Genomic DNA, 25,370 nt, shown 5'->3' on the forward strand with positions numbered 1-25,370 from the left:
AACACAAAATGTTCCAAGTGAAAGAAATTTCGCTTGGAACATTTTTTTTATGCTAATTTTACAACATGAACTTCAACTGGATAAAAACAAATAAATGGATCAAAAAGATTTTCAATAATCTGGTTTGGGATATTCCAAATTTAGAGAAAAAAATCTATTTAACCTTTGATGATGGCCCAATCCCTGAAGTTACTGAATGGGTTTTAGATATTTTAAAATCGGAAGACATAAAAGCCACTTTCTTTTGTATAGGTGATAACATCCAGAAACATCCAGCAATTTATAAAAGAATACTTGCTGAAGGTCACCAAACCGGAAATCACACTTTCAATCATTTAAACGGTTGGAAAACTGAAACTAATCAGTATATCGAAAATTTCAAATTGTGTAAAACTGAACACTTAAAATTGAACACTGAACACTCTTTTCTATTTCGTCCTCCTTACGGAAAAATTAAACCAAGTCAATCAAAAGCAATTCGAAATTTAGGGTACAAAATAATTATGTGGGATGTGTTAAGTTATGATTTCGACTCAAACATTTCTGCAGAAAAATGTTTAGAGAATGTAATTTCAAATACACAACAAGGAAGCATTATCGTATTTCACGATAGCTTAAAAGCAGAAAAAAATCTGAAATATGCATTGCCTAAAGCAATACAAATTTTAAAAGATAAGGGGTTTGTTTTTGATGTAATTTCTTAGGCTTGTTCTTGCACTAACGAAATTAAAGTGTTGGCATCAAGTTCGCCACTTTGTCTCCATACCATTTGACCTTCTTTGTAAATCATTAAAGTAGGCAAACCTTTAATACGAAGCGCATCGGCTAATTCCTGATTTTTATCCACATCAATTTTAATTACACGAGCCTTGTCTCCTAAAGCAGCCGCAACATGACGAATTACTTCATTCATAGCTACTGAAGGTTCATTCCACTCTGTAAAAAAATCGATTAGTACAGGTACTTGAGCATCGATAAGTTCTCCAAATTTTGACATAAATTGCAATTTATTAGTATCAAAAATATTAATTTTCACACGAAAATAATATACAAATGTAGCATTTTTACTGAATTATGCTACTTTTTCTCCTTTTTTTAGTTCAATAACCGTTATTTCGGGCATAATTCCTACCCTACCAGGATAAGCATGAAAGCCAAAACCACGATTTACATAAATATATCTTCCAGCATTTTCATACAATCCTGCCCATTGTTTGTAAACATATTGTACTGGACTCCATTTTACCCAACCTGGTATTTCTATCCCAAATTGGAATCCGTGTGTATGTCCTGATAATGTTAAATGATAATGATTGTCATCGTGCTGAATTTTCTCATCCCAATGACTCGGATCATGACTCATTACAATTTTGAAATCTTCTTTAGACAAACCTTTAGAAGCTAAATTTAAATCGCCACGTTCACCAAATTTTCTTCCCCAGTTTTCAACTCCAACGATTGCCAATTCTTGATTGTCTTTTTTGATTTTCACATGTTCGTTTAACAACAATTTAAAATCAATTTTATTATGAATCGATTTGATATTTTCAAAGTTTTGAACCTTATCTTTTTTTGATGGCCAATCTACATATTCCCCATAGTCATGATTTCCTAAAACAGAAAATTTTCCATATTTAGGATTATGAATTCCTTTGAACGTATCAATCCATGGATCCATTTCGGTAGCATGAGTATTCACAATATCACCCGTAAACAAAACCATATCCGAATTTTGTTCATTAATCAAATCAATTGCATATTGAATTTTTTCTGCATCATCAAAACTTCCACTGTGAACATCCGAAATATGTGTAATCGTTGTTCCATCAAAAGCATCTGGCAAATCAGGAAAAAAAAGCGTTTGTCTGATTACTTTGTAATTATATTTTCCAATGGTAATTCCGTATAAAAAAGAAGCAAACGGAATAGCCGCTATTCCTAAAGCAATCTGACTCACAAAACGCCTTCTTTCTGGCAAAAAACCTTCTGAATCACTGTTAACCAAAGAAAATAAACCCACAAAAAAACGAACAATATCTTCTCCGAATAAAATAATTGTCAATAATAACTTTGGCACATAAAGTAACAATAACAAACCAAAAGTCGTCATGGTTTGTGGCGTTTGGCCAACACTTCTGTCAAAATGATATAGTTGATAAATAATATATGCTAAGGCAATAGCAGAGGTTACATAATAAAATACAAAAAACCACTTTGATTTTATCAAAGTCTTAAATGCCTGAAAAGCATAGATTTCAAGAATGATTACAAATACTAAAAAAACAATCCAACGAATCATTAGCTCTTTTTTTTGCAAAGTAACTACAACTTTGTCAATTCGATACGTATTTATTAAAATTTTAACGATTAAAAAAGGCTGTAAAACTAATAAGATTTACAGCCTTTGAAATTAATAACTAAAACTCTTTAAAATCCTAAGCCAACAGCCATTGCCGAAACAGTTGGAGAGAAATTCACAACACGTGTTGCAGCTCCAGTTGTTAGATTAATTCTATAAACAGCTTGTGTACCATTTACTGTTAAAATTGAGAAGGCTTCATTACTATTTCCACCAATATCAAATCCGTTAATTGAAGAAGCTGTTACACCTAAACTTCCCACTAAAACTAAAGTTCCATTATTTGGTGGATTTTGCAAATATAAATTGTTATTACTAGTGTCAATTACAAAAAGTTGCGTAGCTGTTGATAGAGCAAAATTATTAGTATAGGCAGCAGCAGTTACTGATGGTGTTCCTGGATTTAAGTTTCCATCAGTTGCTACAACTGTTCCTAAATCTGGGTGTAAACGTAAGTTTTGTCCTGTATTGCTAACTAAGCGAATTCTATCCACTGTTGGGTTAAAATCAAAACCAAAATCTGTACCAGAAAGCGCCGGAGTCAACCCAGAACCTACAGCCGTTACTTGACCATTAGCCGTATTAATTGTTAACAATCTACTTTGATTTGTAACTGCATACAAAGCACCATTTGCTGGTCTGAAATCTAATCCTACGATTTGTTCGTTAGCATTCATACCAGTTAAGACAATTGAATTAGATGAACCTAGAATTGGATGAATTCTATATAACATATTTGATGTTGATGTTGCATAAGCAATTGGTTTCGATTTAAAAGCAACCTCTACAATTTGTTGAGAAAAAGTTCCAATCCAAGTAGCTTTTCCAGACATTAAACTGATTGTATATAATCTTGATTCATTATTTTTATTATTCACTGCCATTGCATAGTTGGAATCTGGTAAAATATCCAATCCTCCTACACCTTCAAAATCTACTTCTAAAGCCCCTACAAGTTCTAAAGCCCCATTATTTGGTGGGTTTTGAAGATATAACTTGTCAGTAGTATAATCAATATCATACAACATAGTTGCTGTACTTCCCGCAAAACTGTTTGTATAACCAACTGCTTCAATTTTAGTATTCATAACACCATTGATACTACCATCTGTAGCCACAACTGTTCCCAACTCTGGATGTAATCTTAAATTTTGACCATTATTAGAAACTAAGCGAATTCTATCTACTGTTGGATTAAAATCAATTGAACTTGAAGTTCCTTCAATCTGTGGTGAAAATGAAGCTGCACCTATTGGAGTTGCCAAACCAGAAGTTTCATTAATAATGTACAAACGGCTAGTAGAACCTAAACCATACAATTGACCTGTAGCAGGTCTGTAATCAATACTCAAAATGTTTTCTCCTGATTGTAATCCGGTAATTGTTAGATTACGAATAGGAGCTTCCAAATTTCTAGCATTAAAATAGTAAATTTTGTTATCATTAGTTAGTGCAGTAAAATTTACCAAAGGAGCCACTTCAGGCATTGGAGTTGGTTCTGGTTGTGGCATTGGAGCAGTATCATCATCAGAACATGCTACAAAAATTGTCAAAAGACTCATCAGTAAAACTGATTTCAGAGGGAATAAAATTTGTCTCATAATTAATTTGTTTTTCTTCACTTACGAAAAACATGAAATCATGGTTTTATTTTATGAGATTTTTTCTGTAATAAACAAAAAAGACCAAAAACACATATATTTTTATAACTTTGAAAAATTAAAGAACACCAATATTATGTCACAAAAACGCCTTTTTTTACTCGATGCTTACGCCTTAATTTTCAGAGGTTACTATGCTTTTATAAAAAATCCTCGTATCAATTCGAAAGGAATGGATACTTCTGCCATTATGGGATTCATGAATTCTTTAATGGATGTAATTAAACGCGAAAAACCTGACCATTTAGCCGTAGCATTTGATAAAGGCGGAAGTGATTACCGTTTCGAAATGTATCAAGAATACAAAGCGCATCGTGACGAAACACCTGAAGCGATTAAAATTGCTGTTCCCTATATTCAAGAATTGTTGAAAGCAATGCACATTCCAATTATCGAAAAAGCAGGTTTTGAAGCAGATGATTTGATTGGGACATTAGCCAAACAAGCCGAAAAAGAAGGTTTTCAAGTGTTCATGGTAACGCCAGATAAGGATTTTGCCCAATTGGTTTCGGAAAATATTTTCATGTACAAACCTGCCCGAATGGGGAATGATATCGAAATCTGGGGAATTCCTGAAGTCTTAGAAAAATTTGAAATCGAGCGTCCTGACCAAGTAATAGATTTCTTAGGAATGATGGGTGATTCTGCCGATAATATTCCAGGATTGCCTGGTGTGGGAGAAAAAACAGCTAAGAAATTCTTAGCAGAATATGGCACTTTAGAGAATTTATTAGCTAACACGCACCAATTGAAAGGCGCGATGAAAGATAAAATCGAAGCCAACAAAGAATTAGGGCTTTTATCTAAAAAGTTAGCTACTATCCTACTCGATTGTCCGGTGACTTTTGATGCGGATGATTTTGAATTATCAAAACCAGATGTGGAGAAAACCGATGCTTTGTTTCAGGAATTAGAATTCCGCCAAATGAAAGCGCAGTTTGATAAATTATTTGGTTCAGGTAAAGAATATGATGAAATTGACACTAACGGAACAACTTCAGATTCGCCACAACCCACTAAAAAATCTCCTGCAAAAAAATCAAACGAAGATCAATTCGACTTATTTGGTTTTAGCGATGAATCGGATGAACCAACTGCGAATCATTCGTATTATGCTACATTAGAAAATACAACGCATTTCTACCAAATAGTTCAAGGTGATTTGCCAGTAAAATTGTTAATGCAGAATTTATTAAATCAAACTTCGGTTTGTTTTGATACGGAAACTACTGGAATTGACGCTTTGAATGCTGAATTAGTAGGAATGTCATTCTCTTTTGAAAAAAGAAAAGGATTTTATGTTCCGTTTCCAGAAAATCAGGAGGAAGCCCAAACGTTAATTGAAAAATTCAGACCATTCTTCGAAAATGAAAGCATCGAAAAAATCGGTCAGAATATGAAATACGACTTGAAAATTCTTTCGAATTACAACATTCAAGTCAAAGGGAAATTATTCGATACCATGATTGCGCATTATCTGATTAATCCAGATATGCGTCATAATATGGATGTGTTATCGGAAACCTATTTGAAATATGCTCCAAAATCGATTGAAACTTTAATTGGTAAAAAAGGGAAAAATCAATTGTCGATGCGTGATGTTCCTTTGGAAGACATCAAAGAATATGCGACTGAAGATGCTGATATTACTTTTCAATTGAAGGAACATTTCCAACCAATTTTAGAAAAAGTAGGTACGAAAAAATTGTTTGACGAAATCGAAATTCCGTTAGTTCCTGTTTTAGCGGATATGGAAAAAGAAGGAATTCGCTTAGATGTAGATTTTCTAAAAAGTATGTCGGTTGACATGCAAAAAGAAATCGATGCGTTAGAACAACAAATTTATGAAACCGCTGGTGAGAAATTCAATTTAGCTTCTCCAAAACAGTTGGGCGATATTTTATTCGACAAACTAAAAATTGGTGGCGCGAAACAAAAGAAAACTAAAACCGGTCAATATGCCACTGGCGAAGAAGTGTTGAGTTATTTGGCAAATGAAAATCAAATTGTGCGAGATATTTTAGAATGGCGTCAAATGGTGAAATTACAAAGTACGTATATTGATGCTTTACCAAACCAAGTCGACAAAAAAACAGGTCGCGTTCACACCGATTATATGCAAACGGTTGCCGCTACAGGTCGTTTGAGTTCGAACAATCCGAATTTACAAAACATTCCAATTCGTACCGAAAGAGGAAGACAAATTAGAAAAGCCTTCATTGCTCGCGATGAAAACTATACCTTACTTTCTGCCGATTATTCTCAAATTGAATTGCGTATTATTGCCGCTTTATGTGGTGAAGAAAACATGATTAAAGCATTTCAAAATCACGAAGACATTCACAAAAGTACGGCTGCAAAAGTGTTCAATGTTCCTTTAGATGAAGTGACAAAAGAGCAAAGAAGTCACGCCAAAACCGTAAACTTCGGAATTATTTATGGTGTTTCAGCTTTTGGATTGAGCAACCAAACTAACTTATCTCGAAAAGAAAGTGCGGAATTAATTGAAGCGTATTACAAAACGTATCCAAGATTAAAATCGTTCATTCAAGAACAAGTTGATTTTGCTAGAGAAAACGGTTATGTAGAAACTATTTCAGGAAGAAGACGTTATTTAAAAGACATCAACTCAGCCAACGCAATTGTTCGTGGCGGTGCGGAACGAAATGCGGTGAATGCTCCAATTCAAGGTTCGGCTGCGGATATTATCAAAATTGCGATGATTAACATTCATAAAAAACTGACTTCTGAAAATTGGAAATCAAAAATGTTATTGCAAGTACATGACGAATTAGTATTTGATGTGCACAACTCCGAATTAGAAAAAATTCAACCAATGATTAAACATGAAATGGAAAATGCCTTCAAAATGGCAGTTCCGTTAGATGTGGAAATTGGATTGGGCAAGAATTGGTTGGAAGCGCATTAGGAAAGTGTTCAGTGGACAGTAGCAGTTGGTAGTTTATAAAAACAATTAAAAACAAATATTTAGATATGAAGAAAATTTTATTAGTAGCCGTTTTAGCAATTTTGGCTTCATGTGAAAACATTACAACAAAAAACAATGCTCCTGAAGATATTGAATTTGCTAAAGAATTAGCAACTAAATTTTATGAAGAATTATCTAATAAAGACACAACCAAAATTAGTAGTTACTTAGACAAATCTATTCCTAAAGAAGAACTTGGCAAATTAGTCAATAAAAACCTACAAGACTATGGGGAAATAATTAAAGTTGACATCAATAAAACTCAAACTTCTAGCGTAACAAAAAATGATGTTAATGAGACAAAATATAGTATGGAAATATTAACCATTTACCAAAAAGGCAAAACTCTTGATGAGATTTCATTTACAAAAGACAACAATAAAGGAATCACACTAAATTCATATTTAGTCCATGAGGTAATTGAATAAGAAGTCTCAAATATTTATTACAAACCCGATACGTTTCAAAACCTATCGGGTTAATTTTTTTAAAATCATTTTGCCATTTCAAATAATATTTAGATATTTGTCTAAATATATAAATTAATATGAACGCAATTTTTAAAGCCTTAAACGACGAAACCAGAAGAGATATTCTGGAATTGCTGCGCAAACAGGAAATGACGGCTGGCGATATTGCGGACCAATTTCATATTTCAAAACCCAGTATTTCGCATCATTTGGATATTTTAAAACGTGCCGATTTAGTCACGAGCGAGAAAAAAGGGCAATTTGTAGTCTATTCGTTAAACACTACAATTGTTGATGATATTTTACAATGGATTATTACTCTAAAAAAATAATTATGGAAAAGTTGAAAAAAGAAATTCCGTTTTTAGCAATTGCTATAATTCCTTTTGCTTATCTAATTTACATTTGGAATCGTTTACCAGAAAAAATTCCAATGCATTGGAATGGTTCTGGAGAAATTGATCGTTATGGTGATAAAAAAGAACTTCTTGTAATGTTATTTATGCTAGTTGGAATCACTTATTTTGTTTTTCTTATTATTCCGTCTATTGACCCAAAACAAAAATTACAAAACATGGGCAACAAACTGAATAATTTACGAATGATTCTAACTTTATTCATGTCGGGTTTAGCGGTTTTTATTTTGTACAGTGTGCAACAAAAAAGTAGTAATCCAGGATTTGTGTTTGCTATTATTGGCTTGCTTTTTGCTTTCTTAGGTAATTATTTCAAAACCATAAAACCGAATTATTTCATTGGGATAAAAACACCTTGGACGTTAGAAAACGAAGAAGTTTGGAAAAAAACACATGAATTGGGCGGAAAACTATGGTTTGTAGGCGGACTTTTAATGGCATTGACATTTGTATTGCCAAATGAAATGCAACTATATACTTTTTTAGGAATTACTGCCGTTATTAGTATTGTTCCTATTGTTTATTCGTATTTGGAATTCAAAAAAATCAAAAATCAGTAACAAAATACTATCTTAACTACTAATTAAAAAAAAACAGAAACACCATGAAAAAATTACTTCTTTTTGTATTTGCTTTTTCGAGTTTCACTTTTGCTCAAGATAAATTTACTCGAATGGATAGTTTGTTGAACTATTTATACGAAAACAACAAATTCATGGGTTCGTTAACCATTCGTGAAGGTGAAAATGTGGTTTTTAATAAAGCGTATGGTTTTGCCGATGTAGAAAAGAACATCAAAGCCGATCGATTAACACGTTACAAAATAGGTTCGATTTCCAAAACTTTCACAGCCGTAATGGTAATGCAATTGATTGAAGAGAAAAAACTAACCTTGCAAACCAAATTAAATCGTTTTTATCCAAAAATTAAAAATGCAGAAAAGATTTCGATTTACGATTTATTGCACCACAGAACTGGAATTGTAGATTATATAAATCAAGACACTACATTTCATACTTCACTAGATAAAAAACATTCTAAAGAAGATATTTTAAAAGTAATTACTTCATTTAAATCTAATTTTGAACCAGGAAGCAAATACGAATATAGTAATTCAAACTTCTTCATTTTAGGCTGTATTATCGAAAAGTTGACTAAAAAATCATACGCTGAAAATTTACAAAATCGAATCGTTAAAAAAGCAGAATTAGGCACTTACGAAAATAAAACTGAAATGACGGCTAAAGGCGCGGTTACCAACAAAGTTTTCGTTCCTACAACCTATTACAAAGAAGAAGCAACAAATACGACAAATAGAGAAAGTTATTCCTATTATTTTGATGGGACCAATTGGGTGAAATCGTTAGAAAATCACAATTCAATTCCGTTTGCATCGGGTGGAATTACTTCAACTACTGCCGATTTAACTAAATTTATTTATGCACTTTTCAATGGAAAACTAGTTAGCCCAACTTCTTTAGACCAAATGAAAGAAATTAAAGAAGGCTATGGAAAAGCTTTAATTCAGTTTCCATTTGGCGAAAGACGTTTTTATGGTCATGGTGGAAGAATTGAGAATTTCAGTTCGATGTTAGGATATTATCCAACCGAAAAATTGAGTTTCTCATTAATTTCAAATGGAGATAATTTTGTACAAAATGATATTATCATAGGAATTTTGAGTATTTATTACAAAATGCCATTCCCATTTCCAAAGTTCATGAATATGGATAAAGCAGAATTAGCAAAATTCATAGGAACTTATGCGTCAAAAGATTTACCAATAAAAATCACAGTTTCTGAAAAAAATGGCGAATTGTTTGCTCAAGCTACTGGACAAGGTGCTTTTCCATTGACATTTAAAGAAGAAACCACTTTTGTTTTTGCAGCAGCCGGAATTGAAATGGTTTTTGGAGATAAGTCATTTGTGCTAATTCAAGGCGGAATGAAATTCAACTTTACAAAAGAATAAAGATGCAAAACACCATCGCTACCATCAAAAGCATTACCAATAGTAAATATCTCGATATTATCGGAGTGGTTTTGGTGGTGGGCGTTTCAGCGTATTTAGAATATTACAAAACCACTTACGATTTTAGTTTTGACGGAAAGAATTACTCGTTTTATTTAGGCTACTTTTCCATTTTAAACACTTGCTTATCCATGATGGCGACTCGATTGGTTACCAAGAAAAACAACATTGGGAATTTAATCAGCACTAGCAACACCTTATTAAGTGGAAGTATCGATTATCTTTTAGGAAATATCGGTGCGATTTTAACCTATCCCGTTTCGTTTTTTGGAAATTATTTTGCTTTCCGAATTTGGAAAAAGAAACAATATTTAAATGCAATTGATACAATCTTTTTTCGAAATATGGCAATAGGTTTACTGCTTTCGTTAGTATTGAATTACATTGCTTTCACAACATTTTCGGATAAAGCGATTGATTGGAAATTGTTTTTTGCCATCGCTGTTCCAGCCGGAATTAGTTTTGGTGGCACCTTTAATATAGGAAGAATGTATCCCGACAATTGGATTAATTGGCAAGTGTATAATTTATTCAAAATCATACAAAATGTAATATTGATGAACATTGCCAACACCGCAAAATATGTGTTTTATATGTTCAATGCAATTTTAGGTTATATTACTTGGAAGGATGATAAAGCGAAACAATTATAACTTCCTCGTAGATTCTCTCTGACGCAATTCTGTTTTAATTACAACCGTTTGTGGTTGGTAAAACTCATCTTTAGAATTTAACTTATGGATTAACAGTTCAGCTGCTTTTGCTCCAATTTCTGGCGCGTGTTGGCTCACAGTTGACAAACTCGGTGTTAATCTTCTTGACCAAACACCATCGGCAAAACCAATAATATTTAACTCTTCTGGTATTTTGATTCCTTGTTTCAACGCCATTTTCATAGATGCAGTTGCACTATGCTCGTCTAAGGCAAAAATCGCATCCATCTTTTTTGAAGCAATTAAAGCTTGTAATTTCACATCAAAATCTTCTATTGAAGTTTCTAGAATAATCAAATTATCATCAATAGGCATATTGGCATCAGAAAGGGCTTTTTGGTAACCTTCAAATCGCAACTTACCAACACTTAAATTATGAATCGTAGAAAGCAATGCAATTTTTTTACTTCCTAATTTTATCAAATGCGTTGTAGCATCATAAGCCGAATCAAAATCGTCTACCACAACTTTATCGCAATTAATTCCATCAGCTACTCTATCAAACATAACGATAGGAGTTCCGCTGTTCATTATATCTTTAAAATGTTTGTATTCTTTTAAGGATTGCGTTTCTTCGGCAATTGCCACAATGAAACCATCAATAGTTCCATTATTGAGCATGTCCATCACTTGTTGCTCTTTGTTTAAAGATTCATTTGAAATTCCGGTAATCACGTTATAACCTTTCTCCAACGCTACCTTTTCAATTCCACTAAAAACTTTCGCAAAAAAAGGATTGAGAATATTAGGTATGATTACACCTATAGTATTGGTACGCTGATTTTTTAGATTCTTCGCAATACTATTAGGTTTGTAATTCTGCAAAGCGGCATACTCTTGAATTTTTATTTTGGTAGCTTCGCTGATTTCGGGGCTATCGCTTAATGCTTTAGATACTGTTGAAATTGATACACCAAATTCGAGGGCTATTTGTTTTAGAGTTGCTTTTGCTTTCATAGATAAAAGTTAAGAGGTAAAAATAGTGTATTTCTGTAATTTAAAAAAACAACTTTAAATGAATTTTAGCTAAGCAAATGATGTTTAACAAATTAGAAAAAACAATATTTTCAAAAAGGGGTTTGCAATTCTAATAAATAGTTGTACTTTTGCACTCCCTTTATTGGGAATGGAATGTTTAATTTAAATTAATTATTGTGAACACATTAAGCTACAAAACAGTATCAGCCAACAAAGCAACTGCAGACAAGCAGTGGATTGTTGTGGACGCTGAAGGGCATAACTTAGGTCGTTTATCTACAAAAGTAGCGATGCTTTTAAGAGGTAAATACAAACCAAGTTATACACCGCACGTTGATTGTGGTGATAACGTAATTGTTATCAACGCAGAAAAAATCAACCTTACTGGTAACAAGTTAGATGACAAAACTTACGTTCGTCACACAGGTTACCCAGGAGGACAAAGAACTTTAACTGCTAAAGTAATGCAACAAAAAAATCCTGCATTATTAGTAGAAAAAGCTATCAAAGGAATGTTACCTAAAAACAAATTAGGTGCTGAATTATTCCGTAATTTAAATGTATATGTAGGTCCTGAGCACAAACATGCGGCTCAATCACCTAAAACCGTTAACCTAAACGATCTTAAGTAATGGGAGTTATTCACAAAATCGGTAGAAGAAAATGCGCTGTTGCACGTGTTTATGTTTCAGAAGGAACAGGAAAAATCACTGTAAACAAAAGAGAATTCACTAACTACTTCCCAACTGCAACTTTACAGTACAAAGTTATGCAACCAATGTCTATGACAGAAAACGCATCAAACTTTGACGTTAAAGTAAACGTATATGGTGGTGGTACTACAGGACAAGCAGAAGCTGTAAGAATGGCTATCGCTCGCGCAATGTGTGAGGTAGAAGCTGAAAACAGAGCTATCCTTAAACCAGAAGGATTATTAACAAGAGATCCAAGAATGGTTGAACGTAAAAAATTCGGTCAGAAAAAAGCACGTAAGAGATTCCAATTCTCAAAACGTTAATATTCGATATTTATCAGAATATATTTTCAGATTTATTTTTACAATTAAAATTGAATTAAAAACAAAGTTGTCGATATTCCTTGTAAAAAGGGAATTAGTTTAGCATCTAAATTTTCAAGACCAACGCAAGTGACTACTTGAAAATTGCTAATCACGGAACGTAAACTATTACACAATGGCAAACAAAATTGACGTTAAAGAGTTATTAGAAGCAGGTGTACACTTCGGACACATGACTCGTAAATGGGATCCAAACATGGCTCCTTACATTTATATGGAGCGTAATGGTATTCATATCATTAACTTATATAAAACTGCAGCTAAAATTGAAGAAGCTAACGAAGCTTTGAAAAAAATTGCTGCTTCTGGTAGAAAAGTATTATTCGTTGCTACCAAAAAACAAGCGAAAGATATCGTTGCTGAAAAAGCAGCAGCTTGTAACATGCCTTACATCACTGAAAGATGGCCAGGTGGTATGTTAACTAACTTCGTAACTATCCGTAAAGCAGTTAAAAAAATGGCTTCTATTGATAGAATGAAGAAAGACGGTACTTTCATGACTTTATCTAAAAAAGAAAGATTACAAGTTGATCGTTTAAGAGCTAAGTTAGAGAAAAACTTAGGTTCAATTGCAGATATGTCTAGATTACCAGCTGCATTATTCGTAGTTGACGTAAAAGCGGAGCATATCGCTGTTAAAGAAGCTCAAAAATTAAACATTCCAGTGTTCGCAATGGTAGATACGAATTCGGATCCACGTCCAATTGACTTCGTAATTCCTGCAAATGACGATGCTTCTAAATCAATTGAAAAAGTTTTATCATTAGTTTCTTCTGCTATCGTTGAAGGTCTTTCTGATAGAAAAGTTGAAAAAGATGAATTACCAGCTAAAGAAGTAGAAGCTACTGAAGCTCCTGCTACTGAAACTGAAGCATAAATCAATTAATTCCAAGAATTAAATTCCAAATTCCAAACTTGTTCTAACTATTCGTTAGCAATTTAGTAAAATTGGAATTTGGGATTTAGTAATTGGAATTTTTACTTTTATAAACAACAAATAAAAAAAATACAAAATGGCAAATATTACTGCTGCAGACGTAAATAAATTAAGAACTATCACTGGTGCTGGAATGATGGATTGTAAAAAAGCATTAGTGGAGGCTGAAGGAGATTTCGATTTAGCAATCGAAAACTTAAGAAAAAAAGGTCAAAAAGTAGCTGCTAACCGTTCAGATAGAGAATCTACTGAAGGAGCTGCTGTTGCTGTTATCAATGCTGACAACACTGCTGGAGTTGCAATCACTTTAAACTGTGAAACTGACTTCGTAGGTAAAAACGAATCTTTCGTTAAATTAGCAAACGATTTAGCTAACCAAGCTTTAAACTATGCTACTAAAGAAGAATTATTAGCTTCTGATTTCAACGGAATCACTGTTGCTGAGAAATTAATCGAGCAAACTGGAGTTATCGGAGAAAAAATCGAAATCGGTGCTTTTGAAAGATTAGAAGGTGCTTTCGTAGGTTCTTACATCCACGCTGGTAAAATCGCTACTTTAGTGGCGTTATCTGCTAACGTTGCTGGTGCTGACGAAGCTGCTAAAAACGTTGCAATGCAAGCTGCTGCTATGAACCCAATTGCTTTAAACGAAGCTGGTGTTGATGCTGCAATCATTGAAAAAGAAATTGAAATCGCTAAAGAGCAATTAAGAGCTGAAGGTAAACCAGAAGCAATGTTAGATAACATTTCTAAAGGTAAAATCCAACGTTTCTACAAAGATAATACTTTAGTAAATCAAGATTTCATCAAAGACAGTTCTATGAGTGTTGCTGCTTATATTAAATCAGTAGATGCAAACTTAACTGTAACTGGATTTAGTAGAGTTGCTTTAGGATAATCTTATTCTAAACTAAAAATACAAAACCTTAATTCTTTAACAAGAGTTAAGGTTTTTTTCATTTTAAAATACTGTATATTTGGAGTAAACGAAAAAATAAAATTACCTTGAAAAAAATCGCATTATTATTTGCCCTTATATCGGTTTCATTAGTTGCTCAAGAGAAAAAATACCAAAGTTTATTGTGGGAAATTAGTGGAAATGGTTTACAAAAGAAATCATACGTTTACGGTTCTATGCATGTAAGCGATAAAGTATCCTATCATTTATCGGATAATTTTTTTAAACATCTTCAAGAGGCAGATATCATTGCTAATGAAAGTGAACCAAGAACTTGGACAACGTTATTCGATTTGTTTAGTTTTTACAGTCAATATGCCAATCAAGGAAAGTTTTACACCAATTTTTATATTCAACCTATTGAAAAAGATAATTTATATCCACTTTTCAGAAGCAGCAATTACAACTTAATAAGCCTTCTTACACGAACAAATGAAGCACAAAAAGACTATCAAGAAGAAACTTACCTAGATATGTTTATCTACAGAACAGGTAGAAAATTCAATAAAAAAACTGTCGGATTAGAAGATGTAAAAAAATCTACATTAAACATCATGAAGGCGCAAGCTAAAATGGACGAAACAGAAGTAGATAAAAACCGTCAAGCCATTTTAAAAATCTTAAAAAATAAATCGTACGACCAAGCGCTTAACGATTTTTACAGAGAAAAAGATTTAGACATGATCGATTCGTTAACCATGTTAAGCTCCCCTAAATCATTTTTAAAAGCCATGCTTTTTGACCGAAACATAGAAATGGTTAAGAACATGGATTCAATTATGAAAACTGGAAGTTTATTCAGTGCCATTGGAGCGGCTCACCTTCCAGGACCAAAAGGCGTTATCGAATTACTTAGAGCTAAAGGATATAAAGTAACACCCGTTTTTGGAAACTACACCGAAAAAGGAAAAGCAGCTAAAAAACAAATAGAAGAATACTTTACCAAACCCGAATTAAAAAATAGAGCAACTGCAGATGGCATGATTTCATTACCTTTGTTTGAAATTGTTTTAGAAAATGGAGAAGATTTAGAATCTCCAGATTTAGTAAATGGTGGCTATGTAAACGTAAAAAGAAAACTATTAAACGACTTCTTGAATAAGAAAAACAAAACTTTTAATGTCAAAACATTAGACAGTTTGTTTTATGAAAATATTCCAGGGGAAATTCTAGAAAAAAAATCGTTTCAGGAAAAAAACTATTGGGTTTACGACATTAAAAGTAAAACCAAAACAGGCAACGCACAACGTTATCGCTATTATATAACACCACTAGAAATTATTAGTGTAATTATGGGTGGCGAAGGCGATTATGTTAGACGTTTTGAAGAAGATATTTTTTCTAAAATCGAGATAAAAAACAGCAAAAACACTTGGGAAAAAATTAGTCCAATAAAAGGAAATTTCGAAGTTCAAGTTCCGGCTTACAATACTTACACTGGAAACAAAAACAACGGCAAAGACAACTCCGACATTGCTATTACGGCTTTAGATGAAAAGAAAAAAAGCTTTTACTTTTTAATCGAAAAAACACTTTCTGAAATTGATAATTTAGAAAATTCAGAATACGAATTAAAACGAATTCACCAAGAATTTTACGCCCAACACGAATTAGATTCTACCCAAACTAAATTCAATAAAGAACGAATTGCTTTCTTTTCAAAATCGAGTATTGAAAACAGAGAGATTCAACTAAAATCGCAATTAAACGGCAATAAATATTACCTTTTAGGAACAGTTAATGCAGAAGATACAGATACCAAACGTTTTTTCGATTCATTTGAAATTAAACCTTCATTAGAATCTGAAAGTTATAGAATATTCCGTGATACAACGAATCATTTTAGTATTGAAATTCCAGAAAAACAAAACGAGCACTTAGACTTCTTGGTAGAAAAAGAACTTCAAAACGGAAACAAAAAGAAAAATCATTTTACGACTCAATCTAAAAACTATCAATTTTTAGGAAGTAGTGGTTCAATAATACAGCTTAACTATTACAAATATCATCGTTATGAGTCAGAAAAATCATTAGATTCTATTTGGAAAAATTACCGAAAACAAATTATTGGAGACGTAAACGTAACTACAAATGAAACTCCAACTGATATAGAAAATGATAATGAAGTAATTGAGGTAACCACTCCTGGGGAAAATTTTAATTTGGCTTCAGAATATATGTTCTCAGATTGGGATAAAAAGTTATTTCCAAGAGAAGAAAAACTAAAAATTATCGATGAAAAAATTAGTTTCGATAAAGATAATAACATTCACGTGTTTGAAGCCATGGTTTCGAAACCAAGTTCAAAACAAGCCATTAAATATAAATTATTACTAAACGGAAACACTATTTATGAACTATCAACATTGGTTGCAAAAGACTATGACAACAAAGATCCTTTTGTAGAAAAAACATTTAATTCTATAGCTTTAGAAAATAAAAAAACAGAGAACATTTTAGAGAATAAAATGGACTTATTCTTAAATGATGTAAGAAGCAAACACGATAGCATCCGTTATTCAGCTTTAAAATCTATCGATTATTTAACGATAGAAAAAGCGGATTTACCAAAGTTTAAAACCTTGTTGAATACTTTTAAATTTAGAGATGATGAAACCGAAATTTTAGGGGAATTATATGAAAAATTAGGACGAATTAAATCACCAGAAGTTATTTCCTATCTAGAAAATGCTTACAAGAAAGAAAAAACAAATACGGTTATTCAATTTGCTGTTTTAAGAGCATTAGCCTTTCAAAAAAGTAAAGAAGCTTACAAGAAAATTCAAGAACTATTAGAATATGATTTACCTGTTTCAGATAATGAATATGAAATTATTGGACTATTTAATCATTTTGAAGAAGATTTAGAAAACAGTCAGGTTTTATTTCCAAACATCTTTCAATACTACAGTATAAAAGAGTTTCATGAACCTATTGTTTCTTTTACACATCAGCTTTTACTTAAAAATCATGGCAATGCAAAGAAGTTAAAGTCGTACAAAAAAATGATTTTAACCAATGCAAAACTCGAGTACAAACGTTTAGCTAGTTGGAAAAGCAAACAAAACTTCAAAAACGAAGATGAAGATGAATATTATGAAGAAGACGAAGCTCCAATAGAAGATTTTATAAGTTATTATACCATTTTATATCCGTTTAAAGCAGAAAAAGATGTGGCACAGTTAATTAAAAAAGCAACCGATTTAAAAATTGAAAAATTAGATTTGGCTTTTGCTGAAGTACAATTGGAAAAAACTAATCAAGTTGATTCTCAAACGATGGATAAAATTGTTGAAAATGAAAAAATTCAATTTATTGGATTCTTAATGATGCATCACATGAAGCAAAATTCGTTTTTAACAAAATATGACCCAAAAACTATTGCTTTGGCTGCCGAAATTTACTCTGAAGACATCGATAAGAAAAAAGATTCATTGTCCTTCTATGATTCTAAAGAGATTCGATTCAATGGTAAAAAAATCACGTATTTCTTTTTCAAAAAAATCAATATCGAAGAGAACTCATACAACACCAATCAACAAAAAATTAGCGGTATAGCATTTATAACAGAAAACGGAAAAATTAACATCAAGGAATATTGCAAATTAATTGCTACAACTTATTTAGAAGAAAAAGAAATAGATGCAATAATTAAAAGCATGATTGACGAATCGTTAAACGATAATCACAGAAGAGCTTCCTATGGTAAATTAAAAATAAACAATAATCTTTTTGAAAACTTAGAAGAATATTAATATGTTTCAAAGAAAAAAAGACATTATATACGTTGTTTTAGCTGGAATTTTTATTACCAATGCTTTAGTAGCGGAATTAATTGGAGGAAAACTTATCCATGTTGGCAACACCGTAATGAGTTTAGGTATTTTACCTTGGCCAATTGTGTTCATCACAACCGATTTAATCAATGAATATTTTGGTGAAAAAGGAGTAAAAAAACTATCCTTCATAACAGCTGGATTAATTGCCTACACCTTTTTCTTATTGCTAATTGGGCTTCAAATTCCAGCAGTAAAAGGCGATGGCTTAATAACCGACGAACAATTCACTGCTGTTTTCGGGCAAAGTATGTGGATTATTGTGGGAAGTATTACGGCTTTTTTAGTTTCCCAATTAATTGACGTTACCATTTTCCATTTTGTCAAAAACCGAACAGGAAAAAAGATGATTTGGTTAAGAAGTACGGGGTCAACAGTGATTTCGCAACTTTTTGATAGTTTCATTGTACTCGGAATTGCCTTTTGGCTACCGGGAAAAATCGATACCAAAATGTTTATTGCATCTGCATTAACAGGCTACACTGTGAAGTTGTTAATTGCTGTTGGATTAACGCCTCTAATTTACTTAGGTCATTATTTAATAGAAAAATATTTAGCAAAAGATGGAAAATAAAACCCGTTGCGCTTGGTGCGAAAAAGACGATTTATATAGAAATTATCACGATAACGAATGGGGAAAGCCGGTTTATGAAGATGAAACTATTTTTGAATTCCTAATTCTAGAAACGTTTCAAGCAGGATTGAGTTGGTATACTGTTTTAGCCAAAAGAGAAAATTTCAGAAAAGCATTTGACAATTTCGATTTAATGAAAATAGCGAATTATTCGGAAGACAAAATGGATGCATTAGCAGAAGATGCTGGAATTATTCGAAACAAATTAAAAATCAAAGCTACCGTTACTAATGCACAAGCTTTTATAAAAGTTCAGGAAGAGTTTGGGACATTCTCTAAATATATTTGGGGCTTTGTAGATGGAAAACCTATTGATAACAAACCCAAAACCCTAAGCGATATTAAAGCTACTACTCCAATTTCAGATGCTTTAAGCAAAGATTTAAAAAAACGCGGATTCAAATTTGTGGGTTCAACAGTTATGTATGCGCACATGCAAGCTACCGGAATGGTAAATGATCATGTTTTAGATTGCCACACAAGAAAATAAAAAAATGAACAACGACCCACTTCACGGAAAATCTTTAAAAACGATTGTAGAACAATTGGTTGACTTTTATGGTTTTGATACTTTGGCAGAACTTATTAACATCAATTGCTTCAAAGAAAATCCATCGGTAAATTCTATTCTGAAATTCTTAAGAAAAACCGATTGGGCAAGAAAAAAAGTGGAAGAATTGTATGTGAGAACTTTGCCGAAGCTTTAAAAACAAAAAGGCTGTCATCTGACAGCCTTTTATTTACAAACTATAAATATAAATACCTAGTAAAGTTAATATTACATAAAGTAGTATTAATAAAATTTCAAACTTATATTTATAGAGAAACTTCATTAATTTTTAATCAATTTATGTGACTCAGAATTACCATTGGCATCTGTAGCTTTTAATAAATAAACTCCAGTATTAATGTTTGAAATATCAATACTATTTGTTCCACTTACTAATTGTTGGTTGTATACCAATTTCCCTAACAAATCATAAATTTCAACAGCAATAACTTGTTGCGAAACAATATTAAAAATTCCAGTTGAAGGATTTGGATAAATAGCAATTCTAGTTACATTGTCAAAATCTGAATTTCCTAAAGTTGCACAAGTATTACCTGTTGTAATTGTTGATCCTGATCTCCAGTTTGAAGTAGCTCCTGTTAAAGCAAAACTAGTTAAAATTCCATTATTTGCATTACTAGAACTATCAAGAAGTGAAGTAACCGATGAATTATTCACAATATCATTTCCTTGGTTAAACTTATAATAAGCAACTAATTCAGGTTGTGTTTGTGCTTCACAATTCATTGTATTCATAATATCTGTAGCTGTTAAAGCCATATCCCACAATTTAACTTCGTCTATATCACCATCAAATCTTTCAGACGTGTTAGATCCAATACTAAAACTAGTTGTTCTCGAAGGAATTACTCCTGTTTTTGCAGATGAATTAGCTAATATTCCGTCAATATAGATTCTCATTGTAGTTCCATCCCAAGTTCCTGTAACATGTTGCCAAGTATTTAGAACAACAGAACCTACAGCTGATACACTTGTATAACCACTTCCGCTATCTAACCAAAAAGCATAATTTGCTCCATCACGTCTTAGCATCATTTGCATAGAATTATTATTCGTTGGATAATTATAATTACCTACAATAGTTCCTAAACCAGAATTAGTTTCAGATCTTACCCAAGCTTGGATAGTAACTTTTGTTTTACCTGTAAAATAAGTAGTTAATCCAGAACCCAAATCTACCACATCATCAATTCCATCAAAATTCAAATGAGTTGCAGGTGCAGGTGCGTTAACTGTTACCACAATTTCAACTCTAGCACTCTCACAACCATTTGCATTTGTTGAAGAAACCCAGTAAGAAGTATTTCCAACTGTTGCTGTTGAAGGAGTTGGTGCAGAAGCTGAACCAACTCCTCCAGATGCAGTTGTGTACCAAAGTAATCCCGTACCATTTGTTCCAGTAGTTGCTGTTAAAGCCGAAGCTGTAGAGCCTTGAGTATAAACAACTGGAGTAGTTACTGTTGCAACTGATGGAATTATCGAACCTGTTATTACAGGAGAACCTGCCAACCAGTTTGATGTTGCAGCTGTCAAAGTAAAATTAGTTAACGTTCCATTTGGACCCGTAGATGCTGTTAAAGTAGTTATTGCTACATTATTAGATGCATCGAAACCTTGATTAAATTTATAGTATGCAATTAAACCAGTTTCTGTCCCTTGTAATTCACAATTCTTTGAACCATTAATTTGTTCTGCTGTTCTAACATTTGTCCAAATTCTAACTTCATCTATATTACCTGTGAATCTTTCTGGACTAGCAGCTTGATTATTTCCTATCATTAAGTTATTAGTAGTTGTTGCAAAACTACTTTCAGTTACACCTGTTGTTGTACCAGCTAAAACACCATTAATATAGATTTTCAAATCAGAACCATTCCATACTCCTGCAATATGTTGCCAAGTATTAACTAAGACAGCATTACTAGCGGTAACATTTTTGAAAACCCCTGGAGTACCGCTAATCCAAAAAGTATAATTTGCATTATCTCTTCGCATTAAAAACTGCATATTACCACCCGTTGGATTTGCATAATTCCCAACAATTACTCCTAATCCTGTGTTTGTAGAAGGTTTTACCCAAGCTTCCACTGTAATAGTGTTTAATGGGTCTAATACAGAATTTAATGTATTACCACAATTCACTATATCGTTAACACCATCAAAGTTTAAATGAGTTGCTGGAGTTGTAGAATTAACAATAACAACTATTTGAGAACGTGTACTCTCACAACTAAATTCCGTACTTGAAACATAATATGATACGGTACCTACTGTAGCGGTGCTTGGTGTTGGTGCTGTTGTACTTCCTATACCACCCGTTGCTGTTGTGTACCATAACAAACCTGTACCACTACCTGTTGCAGTTAATGCAGCTGCTGTATCTCCTTGATTATATATTACAGGTGATGTTACTATTGGTGCCGAATTATTACTTTGTCTAACAATAATTTTTGTTCTTGTGCTTTTACAACCATTAGAATCTGTAAAATCTACATAATAAAAACCAGTTGCTAATGCCGTTGATGAAGCTAACGCTGTTCCTCCTATAGCTTGACTGTACCAATTTATGGTAGCACTTGGAGCTGGAATTAAGTTAGCGACTGTTGCACTAGTACAAAAAGTATGATCTGACGCTACAGGTGGGGCTGGCAAAGTCACACTTGGTGTGTCTGCTATCCAATTTGAAGTAGCTCCATTTAGTGCAAAATTTAATAGTTCTCCACTATACCTTTCTCCATTATCAATCAAATAATTTATGGTTGAATTGTTTGCTCCTGCAACTCCTTGATCAAAAAAATAAGAAGCAATTACATTTGAATCATTTGGAGCAGGTTCACAAGTTGCATTTGGAATAACAGAGTTATTTAATATATATATTCTATCAATAGAACCTTGATAAGGGCCATAAGTATTATGAGTACCAAAATCCGAGTTTCCTATATCTCGTAAAGGAGGATGCACAAAACTTCTCGGTGATGTTAAACCAGTTTTAACCAATACTCCGTTTATATATAAGCTAGGTTGCTTATTTGTATATACTACTGTAACCCTAGTCCAGCCAGAGATTGCAACTGGATGTACTAACAAGGCAGGTAAATATCCTCCTGCGTGTTCAAATACGCAAATACCATTTGTACCCACAGAGACTCCAGCACCTGAATGGGTTGCATCATCTACACCATAAGCCCCAACAAGCGTCGGAAATAAAGGATAAGATTGTCCTGTACTACCTGTAATTCCCGCAGTTGCTTCAGTAGGTAATGTAATTGCTTTTTCAGGTTTTACCCAAAGATCCATTGTAAAATTGTTAGACACTGCAAAGTCAAAAGTAGAAACTTTTACATAGTCATCTACACCATCAAAATGTAATGATTTCCCAGTTGAACTTAAAGGTTTAACTAAAACTTTAATTTCTGCTCTTGGTCCTTCGCATCCTGTATTTTGAGAAACATAATAAGATGTTGTTCCTACTGTATTGGTAAGAGGAGTTGGAGCGGTTGTACTTCCAGTTCCCCCTGTAGGTGTTGTGTACCAAAACAAATTAGTTCCTACAGCAGTTAAAGGCAAAGCCTGTTGATTCAAATTATAAACAACATTTGAATTAACTGTTGGTTTTGGCGTAGAACATATTGGATTTAAAGTAGGATATCTATCATAGGATGTCAATGAAGCGATTTGAAATTGATATGTACTATAGATATCATAGTTAGAAGATCTTGAAATACAAAACTCAATTTCAGTTCTTGTAGTTGTAGATAAAGAGATATTATTATTGGAATTATCCGATTTGAAAAAACCTCCTGTAAAACTCCCTGTAGAAATCTGTTGAGTGGTTCCTGTATTATTAGTTACAAATACAGAATTAATAAAATAAAAATCATTCGCAGTAGAAGATGTTATTGATGTCCAAGCACCACCATTTTTTCTATACTGCAAAGGACTTAAATTAAAACTCCCACTACCTGAAGTTGAACTATTGTAAATTTCCATTCTTAACCTAAGTGGCTGATTAACAGCTCCTACTAACGTCGCTGCGTTTGTTGCGGCTTTCCAAGTTGAAGCGGTTTGATTTCCATCGTCATTTCGCCATCGGTAGTTTCCTTGACGAGCGCTTGCATTCATTAAAAAAGAATGCAACAAGATGAAAATAAATAATAATTTTTTTGTCATAGTTTTAATGATTTAATTGATAAAATAGTATTTATTGATAATATTAGAATTAATAAAATGTAGAATATATTTGGGTACTTTGAGTAAAATGTTTTTTCATTATTATTTTTTGTTAATTGTGTATTTGTATAAGCTTCATTGGATTGATTTACTTCAACAATTTCTCCATTGTTTTTTATAAATCCCGAATAACCACAATTACTACTAATGACAAAATCTCTATTGTAGGCAACTGCCATAATTCTTGCAATATAGAAATGATATAAACTGATGTAGGAATCTTTAAACCAACCATCATTACTTAATACAAAAAAATAATTAGCCCCAAGATTAATTTCTTTTTGTACCTGTGAATTTTCAATTGATTCATTACAAATCAATACTCCTACTTTACCATTTGCAGTTTTAATTGGTCTTGAATCATTATTTGTAGTGTATTTTAATTTCAAATTATAGTAAAATGGTATCTGAAAATAAGACAACAATGGTTCTTCAAAGCCTTTTAATAAAATATTCTTTGAATAAAATTGCGGTGACTTTGAATTAGAAATAAAAGCGGCTGAATTCAATGTTTTATCACTGCTAACAGGCTTATTTACACCTATTACATGTATTGCATTACTTTGATTGATTTTTAAAAATTCTGCTACTAAATCGTCGTTCTCTTCAAACACCCAAGGTATAGTAGATTCTGGCCATAGTATAAAATCAGGATTACTTTGTGAAGCTTGCTTACATAGCGAAAAATACTCTTGAGCTAATTGACTTCCATTTTTGGCATCCCAACTAATTTTGGGGCTAATGTTAGCTGTAGCAACACTTACTTTAATTTTTTTCGATTCCAAAGAATCATTTTTTACGTACAAAACATACCCCAACAAATAAAGTGATGGGAGAAATACTATCAGATATTTTAGTAGTAATTTAGATTTACGATTAAAATAATCTGCTATACAGGCATTGATAAAAAAAACAATAAAAGTTAGTATTGCAACACCTCCATATTTACTAAATTGAACCAAATACAAACTATTACTAAGCGTAAATCCAACACGTAAGTTAAGAAATGGTATTCCAATAAATAAATAGGAAAGTAATTCATCAAATAATGTTAAAACACTTGCTATTGAAAGTAAACTTAAAGCAAAGTATTTAATTGAATAAAATTTCTTGATTATAAAAAAAAGATAAGACAAAAGAGCATATACCAAACTATAAATAATAGATAACAATACTATGACCGCTACACCAATAATAACCTCAGATGTATATTCTTTTAATGAAGAAAATATCCATTTAAAAAGAAACAAACCATAAATAAAACCAAAAACAGCGCCTTTTTTTAATGCGTTTTTAGCAGTTTTACTTTGAAACAAAAAATAAAAAAAAGGAACCCAAGAAATAAGTATCAAAATGACACACATTTCTGTATATGCTAAAGCCGATAAAAATGCAGCAATTATTGTTGAACTATATTCTTTATAAAGGTTTTTAAACATATTTTGAGATAATTCTATCTCAAAAGTATTATTTTAAAGAATTTTAATGCAGAACTTGGGATAAACAGC

General features: G+C 32.4%; 21 protein-coding genes. 15 read left to right on the top strand and 6 right to left on the bottom strand.

Going from position 1 to position 25,370, the window contains the following annotated elements; all coding sequences use genetic code 11:
- Nucleotides 1–65 precede the first annotated feature (65 nt).
- Nucleotides 66–704: a polysaccharide deacetylase family protein gene (locus tag IM755_RS01850; protein WP_194093357.1), complete on the top strand. Its 639-nt coding sequence runs from the start codon at nt 66–68 to the stop codon at nt 702–704.
- Here the strand turns inward: IM755_RS01850 and IM755_RS01855 are convergent.
- The 3 genes from IM755_RS01855 to IM755_RS01865 all read right to left on the bottom strand — a co-directional run bounded on the left by IM755_RS01855 (nt 701) and on the right by IM755_RS01865 (nt 3,960).
- Nucleotides 701–997 carry a thioredoxin family protein gene (locus IM755_RS01855; protein WP_008256043.1) on the bottom strand — a complete coding sequence of 99 codons (297 nt, stop codon included), beginning with the start codon at nt 995–997 and terminating at the stop codon, nt 701–703. The two genes, IM755_RS01850 and IM755_RS01855, sit on opposite strands and share 4 nt — an antisense overlap.
- 75 nt (nt 998–1,072) lie before the next feature.
- Nucleotides 1,073–2,299, bottom strand: a complete 1,227-nt coding sequence (locus IM755_RS01860) for a metallophosphoesterase (protein ID WP_194093358.1) — start codon at nt 2,297–2,299, stop codon at nt 1,073–1,075.
- Nucleotides 2,300–2,427: 128 nt separating this feature from the next.
- Nucleotides 2,428–3,960 (bottom strand): DUF4394 domain-containing protein, encoded by a 1,533-nt coding sequence (locus tag IM755_RS01865; protein ID WP_194093359.1) that lies wholly within the window; start codon nt 3,958–3,960, stop codon nt 2,428–2,430.
- A 133-nt stretch (nt 3,961–4,093) separates the two neighbouring features.
- Here IM755_RS01865 and polA point away from each other — a divergent pair, with 133 nt between their 5' ends.
- From polA to IM755_RS01895, 6 genes are all read left to right on the top strand, one after another.
- Nucleotides 4,094–6,949 (top strand): DNA polymerase I, encoded by a 2,856-nt coding sequence (polA, locus tag IM755_RS01870; RefSeq protein WP_194094443.1) that lies wholly within the window; start codon nt 4,094–4,096, stop codon nt 6,947–6,949.
- Between the two features lie 65 nt (nt 6,950–7,014).
- Nucleotides 7,015–7,437 (top strand): hypothetical protein, encoded by a 423-nt coding sequence (locus IM755_RS01875; RefSeq protein ID WP_194093360.1) that lies wholly within the window; start codon nt 7,015–7,017, stop codon nt 7,435–7,437.
- A gap of 119 nt (nt 7,438–7,556) precedes the next feature.
- Nucleotides 7,557–7,811, top strand: coding sequence for an autorepressor SdpR family transcription factor (locus IM755_RS01880; protein ID WP_008256034.1), 255 nt, complete (start codon nt 7,557–7,559; stop codon nt 7,809–7,811).
- Between the two features lie 2 nt (nt 7,812–7,813).
- On the top strand, nt 7,814–8,455 hold the full coding sequence (locus IM755_RS01885) for an SdpI family protein (RefSeq protein ID WP_194093361.1): 642 nt from the start codon (nt 7,814–7,816) through the stop codon (nt 8,453–8,455).
- 44 nt (nt 8,456–8,499) lie between these two features.
- Nucleotides 8,500–9,867 carry a serine hydrolase domain-containing protein gene (locus IM755_RS01890; RefSeq protein ID WP_194093362.1) on the top strand — a complete coding sequence of 456 codons (1,368 nt, stop codon included), beginning with the start codon at nt 8,500–8,502 and terminating at the stop codon, nt 9,865–9,867.
- 2 nt (nt 9,868–9,869) lie between these two features.
- Nucleotides 9,870–10,580, top strand: a complete 711-nt coding sequence (locus IM755_RS01895; protein ID WP_194093363.1) for a nicotinamide mononucleotide transporter family protein — start codon at nt 9,870–9,872, stop codon at nt 10,578–10,580.
- Here the strand turns inward: IM755_RS01895 and IM755_RS01900 are convergent.
- Nucleotides 10,575–11,597 (bottom strand): LacI family DNA-binding transcriptional regulator, encoded by a 1,023-nt coding sequence (locus tag IM755_RS01900; RefSeq protein WP_194093364.1) that lies wholly within the window; start codon nt 11,595–11,597, stop codon nt 10,575–10,577. The two genes, IM755_RS01895 and IM755_RS01900, sit on opposite strands and share 6 nt — an antisense overlap.
- A 197-nt stretch (nt 11,598–11,794) precedes the next feature.
- Between IM755_RS01900 and rplM the strand changes: the two genes are divergently transcribed.
- The 8 genes from rplM (at nt 11,795) to IM755_RS01940 (ending at nt 19,768) form a co-directional block, all read left to right on the top strand.
- Entirely contained in the window at nt 11,795–12,250 is a 456-nt protein-coding gene (rplM, locus tag IM755_RS01905) for a 50S ribosomal protein L13 (protein WP_194093365.1), read from the top strand.
- Nucleotides 12,250–12,636 carry a 30S ribosomal protein S9 gene (gene rpsI / locus IM755_RS01910; protein WP_194093366.1) on the top strand — a complete coding sequence of 129 codons (387 nt, stop codon included), beginning with the start codon at nt 12,250–12,252 and terminating at the stop codon, nt 12,634–12,636. The genes rplM and rpsI overlap by 1 nt, the downstream gene beginning before the upstream one ends.
- 175 nt (nt 12,637–12,811) lie before the next feature.
- Entirely contained in the window at nt 12,812–13,573 is a 762-nt protein-coding gene (gene rpsB, locus IM755_RS01915) for a 30S ribosomal protein S2 (RefSeq protein WP_111566196.1), read from the top strand.
- Nucleotides 13,574–13,709: 136 nt separating this feature from the next.
- Entirely contained in the window at nt 13,710–14,531 is an 822-nt protein-coding gene (tsf, locus tag IM755_RS01920; RefSeq protein ID WP_194093367.1) for a translation elongation factor Ts, read from the top strand.
- Between the two features lie 107 nt (nt 14,532–14,638).
- The gene (locus IM755_RS01925) at nt 14,639–18,346 is read left to right on the top strand and encodes a TraB/GumN family protein (RefSeq protein WP_194093368.1); all 3,708 of its coding nucleotides are present in this window, start codon (nt 14,639–14,641) and stop codon (nt 18,344–18,346) included.
- A 1-nt stretch (nt 18,347) separates the two neighbouring features.
- Complete coding sequence (locus tag IM755_RS01930; protein ID WP_194093369.1) at nt 18,348–19,001, top strand: queuosine precursor transporter; 654 nt, start codon at nt 18,348–18,350, stop codon at nt 18,999–19,001.
- Nucleotides 18,991–19,551: a DNA-3-methyladenine glycosylase I gene (locus IM755_RS01935; RefSeq protein ID WP_194093370.1), complete on the top strand. Its 561-nt coding sequence runs from the start codon at nt 18,991–18,993 to the stop codon at nt 19,549–19,551. The genes IM755_RS01930 and IM755_RS01935 overlap by 11 nt, the downstream gene beginning before the upstream one ends.
- A 4-nt stretch (nt 19,552–19,555) precedes the next feature.
- Complete coding sequence (locus IM755_RS01940; protein ID WP_194093371.1) at nt 19,556–19,768, top strand: VF530 family protein; 213 nt, start codon at nt 19,556–19,558, stop codon at nt 19,766–19,768.
- 125 nt (nt 19,769–19,893) lie between these two features.
- Here the strand turns inward: IM755_RS01940 and IM755_RS01945 are convergent, their stop codons facing one another.
- A complete protein-coding gene (locus IM755_RS01945) occupies nt 19,894–23,802 on the bottom strand; it encodes a LamG-like jellyroll fold domain-containing protein (protein WP_194093372.1) in 3,909 nt (1,302 codons plus the stop codon).
- Nucleotides 23,799–25,301, bottom strand: coding sequence for an apolipoprotein N-acyltransferase (lnt, locus tag IM755_RS01950; protein ID WP_194093373.1), 1,503 nt, complete (start codon nt 25,299–25,301; stop codon nt 23,799–23,801). Before lnt ends, IM755_RS01945 begins: the two co-directional genes overlap by 4 nt.
- Nucleotides 25,302–25,370 lie beyond the last annotated feature (69 nt).

The sequence above is a fragment of the Flavobacterium proteolyticum genome, from assembly GCF_015223105.1.
Classification (GTDB): Bacteria; Bacteroidota; Bacteroidia; order Flavobacteriales; family Flavobacteriaceae; genus Flavobacterium; species Flavobacterium proteolyticum.

What these genes read in the sequence shown, in the direction of transcription:
- IM755_RS01885 (WP_194093361.1), top strand. Translation starts at nt 7,814, where the DNA reads ATGGAAAAGTTGAAAAAAGAAATTCCGTTTTTAGCAATTGCTATAATT.
- rpsI (WP_194093366.1), top strand. Translation starts at nt 12,250, where the DNA reads ATGGGAGTTATTCACAAAATCGGTAGAAGAAAATGCGCTGTTGCACGT.
- rpsB (WP_111566196.1), top strand. Translation starts at nt 12,812, where the DNA reads ATGGCAAACAAAATTGACGTTAAAGAGTTATTAGAAGCAGGTGTACAC.
- IM755_RS01895 (WP_194093363.1), top strand. Translation starts at nt 9,870, where the DNA reads ATGCAAAACACCATCGCTACCATCAAAAGCATTACCAATAGTAAATAT.
- IM755_RS01945 (WP_194093372.1), bottom strand. Translation starts at nt 23,802, where the DNA reads ATGACAAAAAAATTATTATTTATTTTCATCTTGTTGCATTCTTTTTTA.
- IM755_RS01890 (WP_194093362.1), top strand. Translation starts at nt 8,500, where the DNA reads ATGAAAAAATTACTTCTTTTTGTATTTGCTTTTTCGAGTTTCACTTTT.
- IM755_RS01880 (WP_008256034.1), top strand. Translation starts at nt 7,557, where the DNA reads ATGAACGCAATTTTTAAAGCCTTAAACGACGAAACCAGAAGAGATATT.
- IM755_RS01900 (WP_194093364.1), bottom strand. Translation starts at nt 11,597, where the DNA reads ATGAAAGCAAAAGCAACTCTAAAACAAATAGCCCTCGAATTTGGTGTA.
- IM755_RS01940 (WP_194093371.1), top strand. Translation starts at nt 19,556, where the DNA reads ATGAACAACGACCCACTTCACGGAAAATCTTTAAAAACGATTGTAGAA.
- IM755_RS01875 (WP_194093360.1), top strand. Translation starts at nt 7,015, where the DNA reads ATGAAGAAAATTTTATTAGTAGCCGTTTTAGCAATTTTGGCTTCATGT.
- IM755_RS01930 (WP_194093369.1), top strand. Translation starts at nt 18,348, where the DNA reads ATGTTTCAAAGAAAAAAAGACATTATATACGTTGTTTTAGCTGGAATT.
- tsf (WP_194093367.1), top strand. Translation starts at nt 13,710, where the DNA reads ATGGCAAATATTACTGCTGCAGACGTAAATAAATTAAGAACTATCACT.
- lnt (WP_194093373.1), bottom strand. Translation starts at nt 25,301, where the DNA reads ATGTTTAAAAACCTTTATAAAGAATATAGTTCAACAATAATTGCTGCA.
- IM755_RS01850 (WP_194093357.1), top strand. Translation starts at nt 66, where the DNA reads ATGAACTTCAACTGGATAAAAACAAATAAATGGATCAAAAAGATTTTC.
- IM755_RS01865 (WP_194093359.1), bottom strand. Translation starts at nt 3,960, where the DNA reads ATGAGACAAATTTTATTCCCTCTGAAATCAGTTTTACTGATGAGTCTT.
- IM755_RS01935 (WP_194093370.1), top strand. Translation starts at nt 18,991, where the DNA reads ATGGAAAATAAAACCCGTTGCGCTTGGTGCGAAAAAGACGATTTATAT.
- IM755_RS01860 (WP_194093358.1), bottom strand. Translation starts at nt 2,299, where the DNA reads ATGATTCGTTGGATTGTTTTTTTAGTATTTGTAATCATTCTTGAAATC.
- IM755_RS01855 (WP_008256043.1), bottom strand. Translation starts at nt 997, where the DNA reads ATGTCAAAATTTGGAGAACTTATCGATGCTCAAGTACCTGTACTAATC.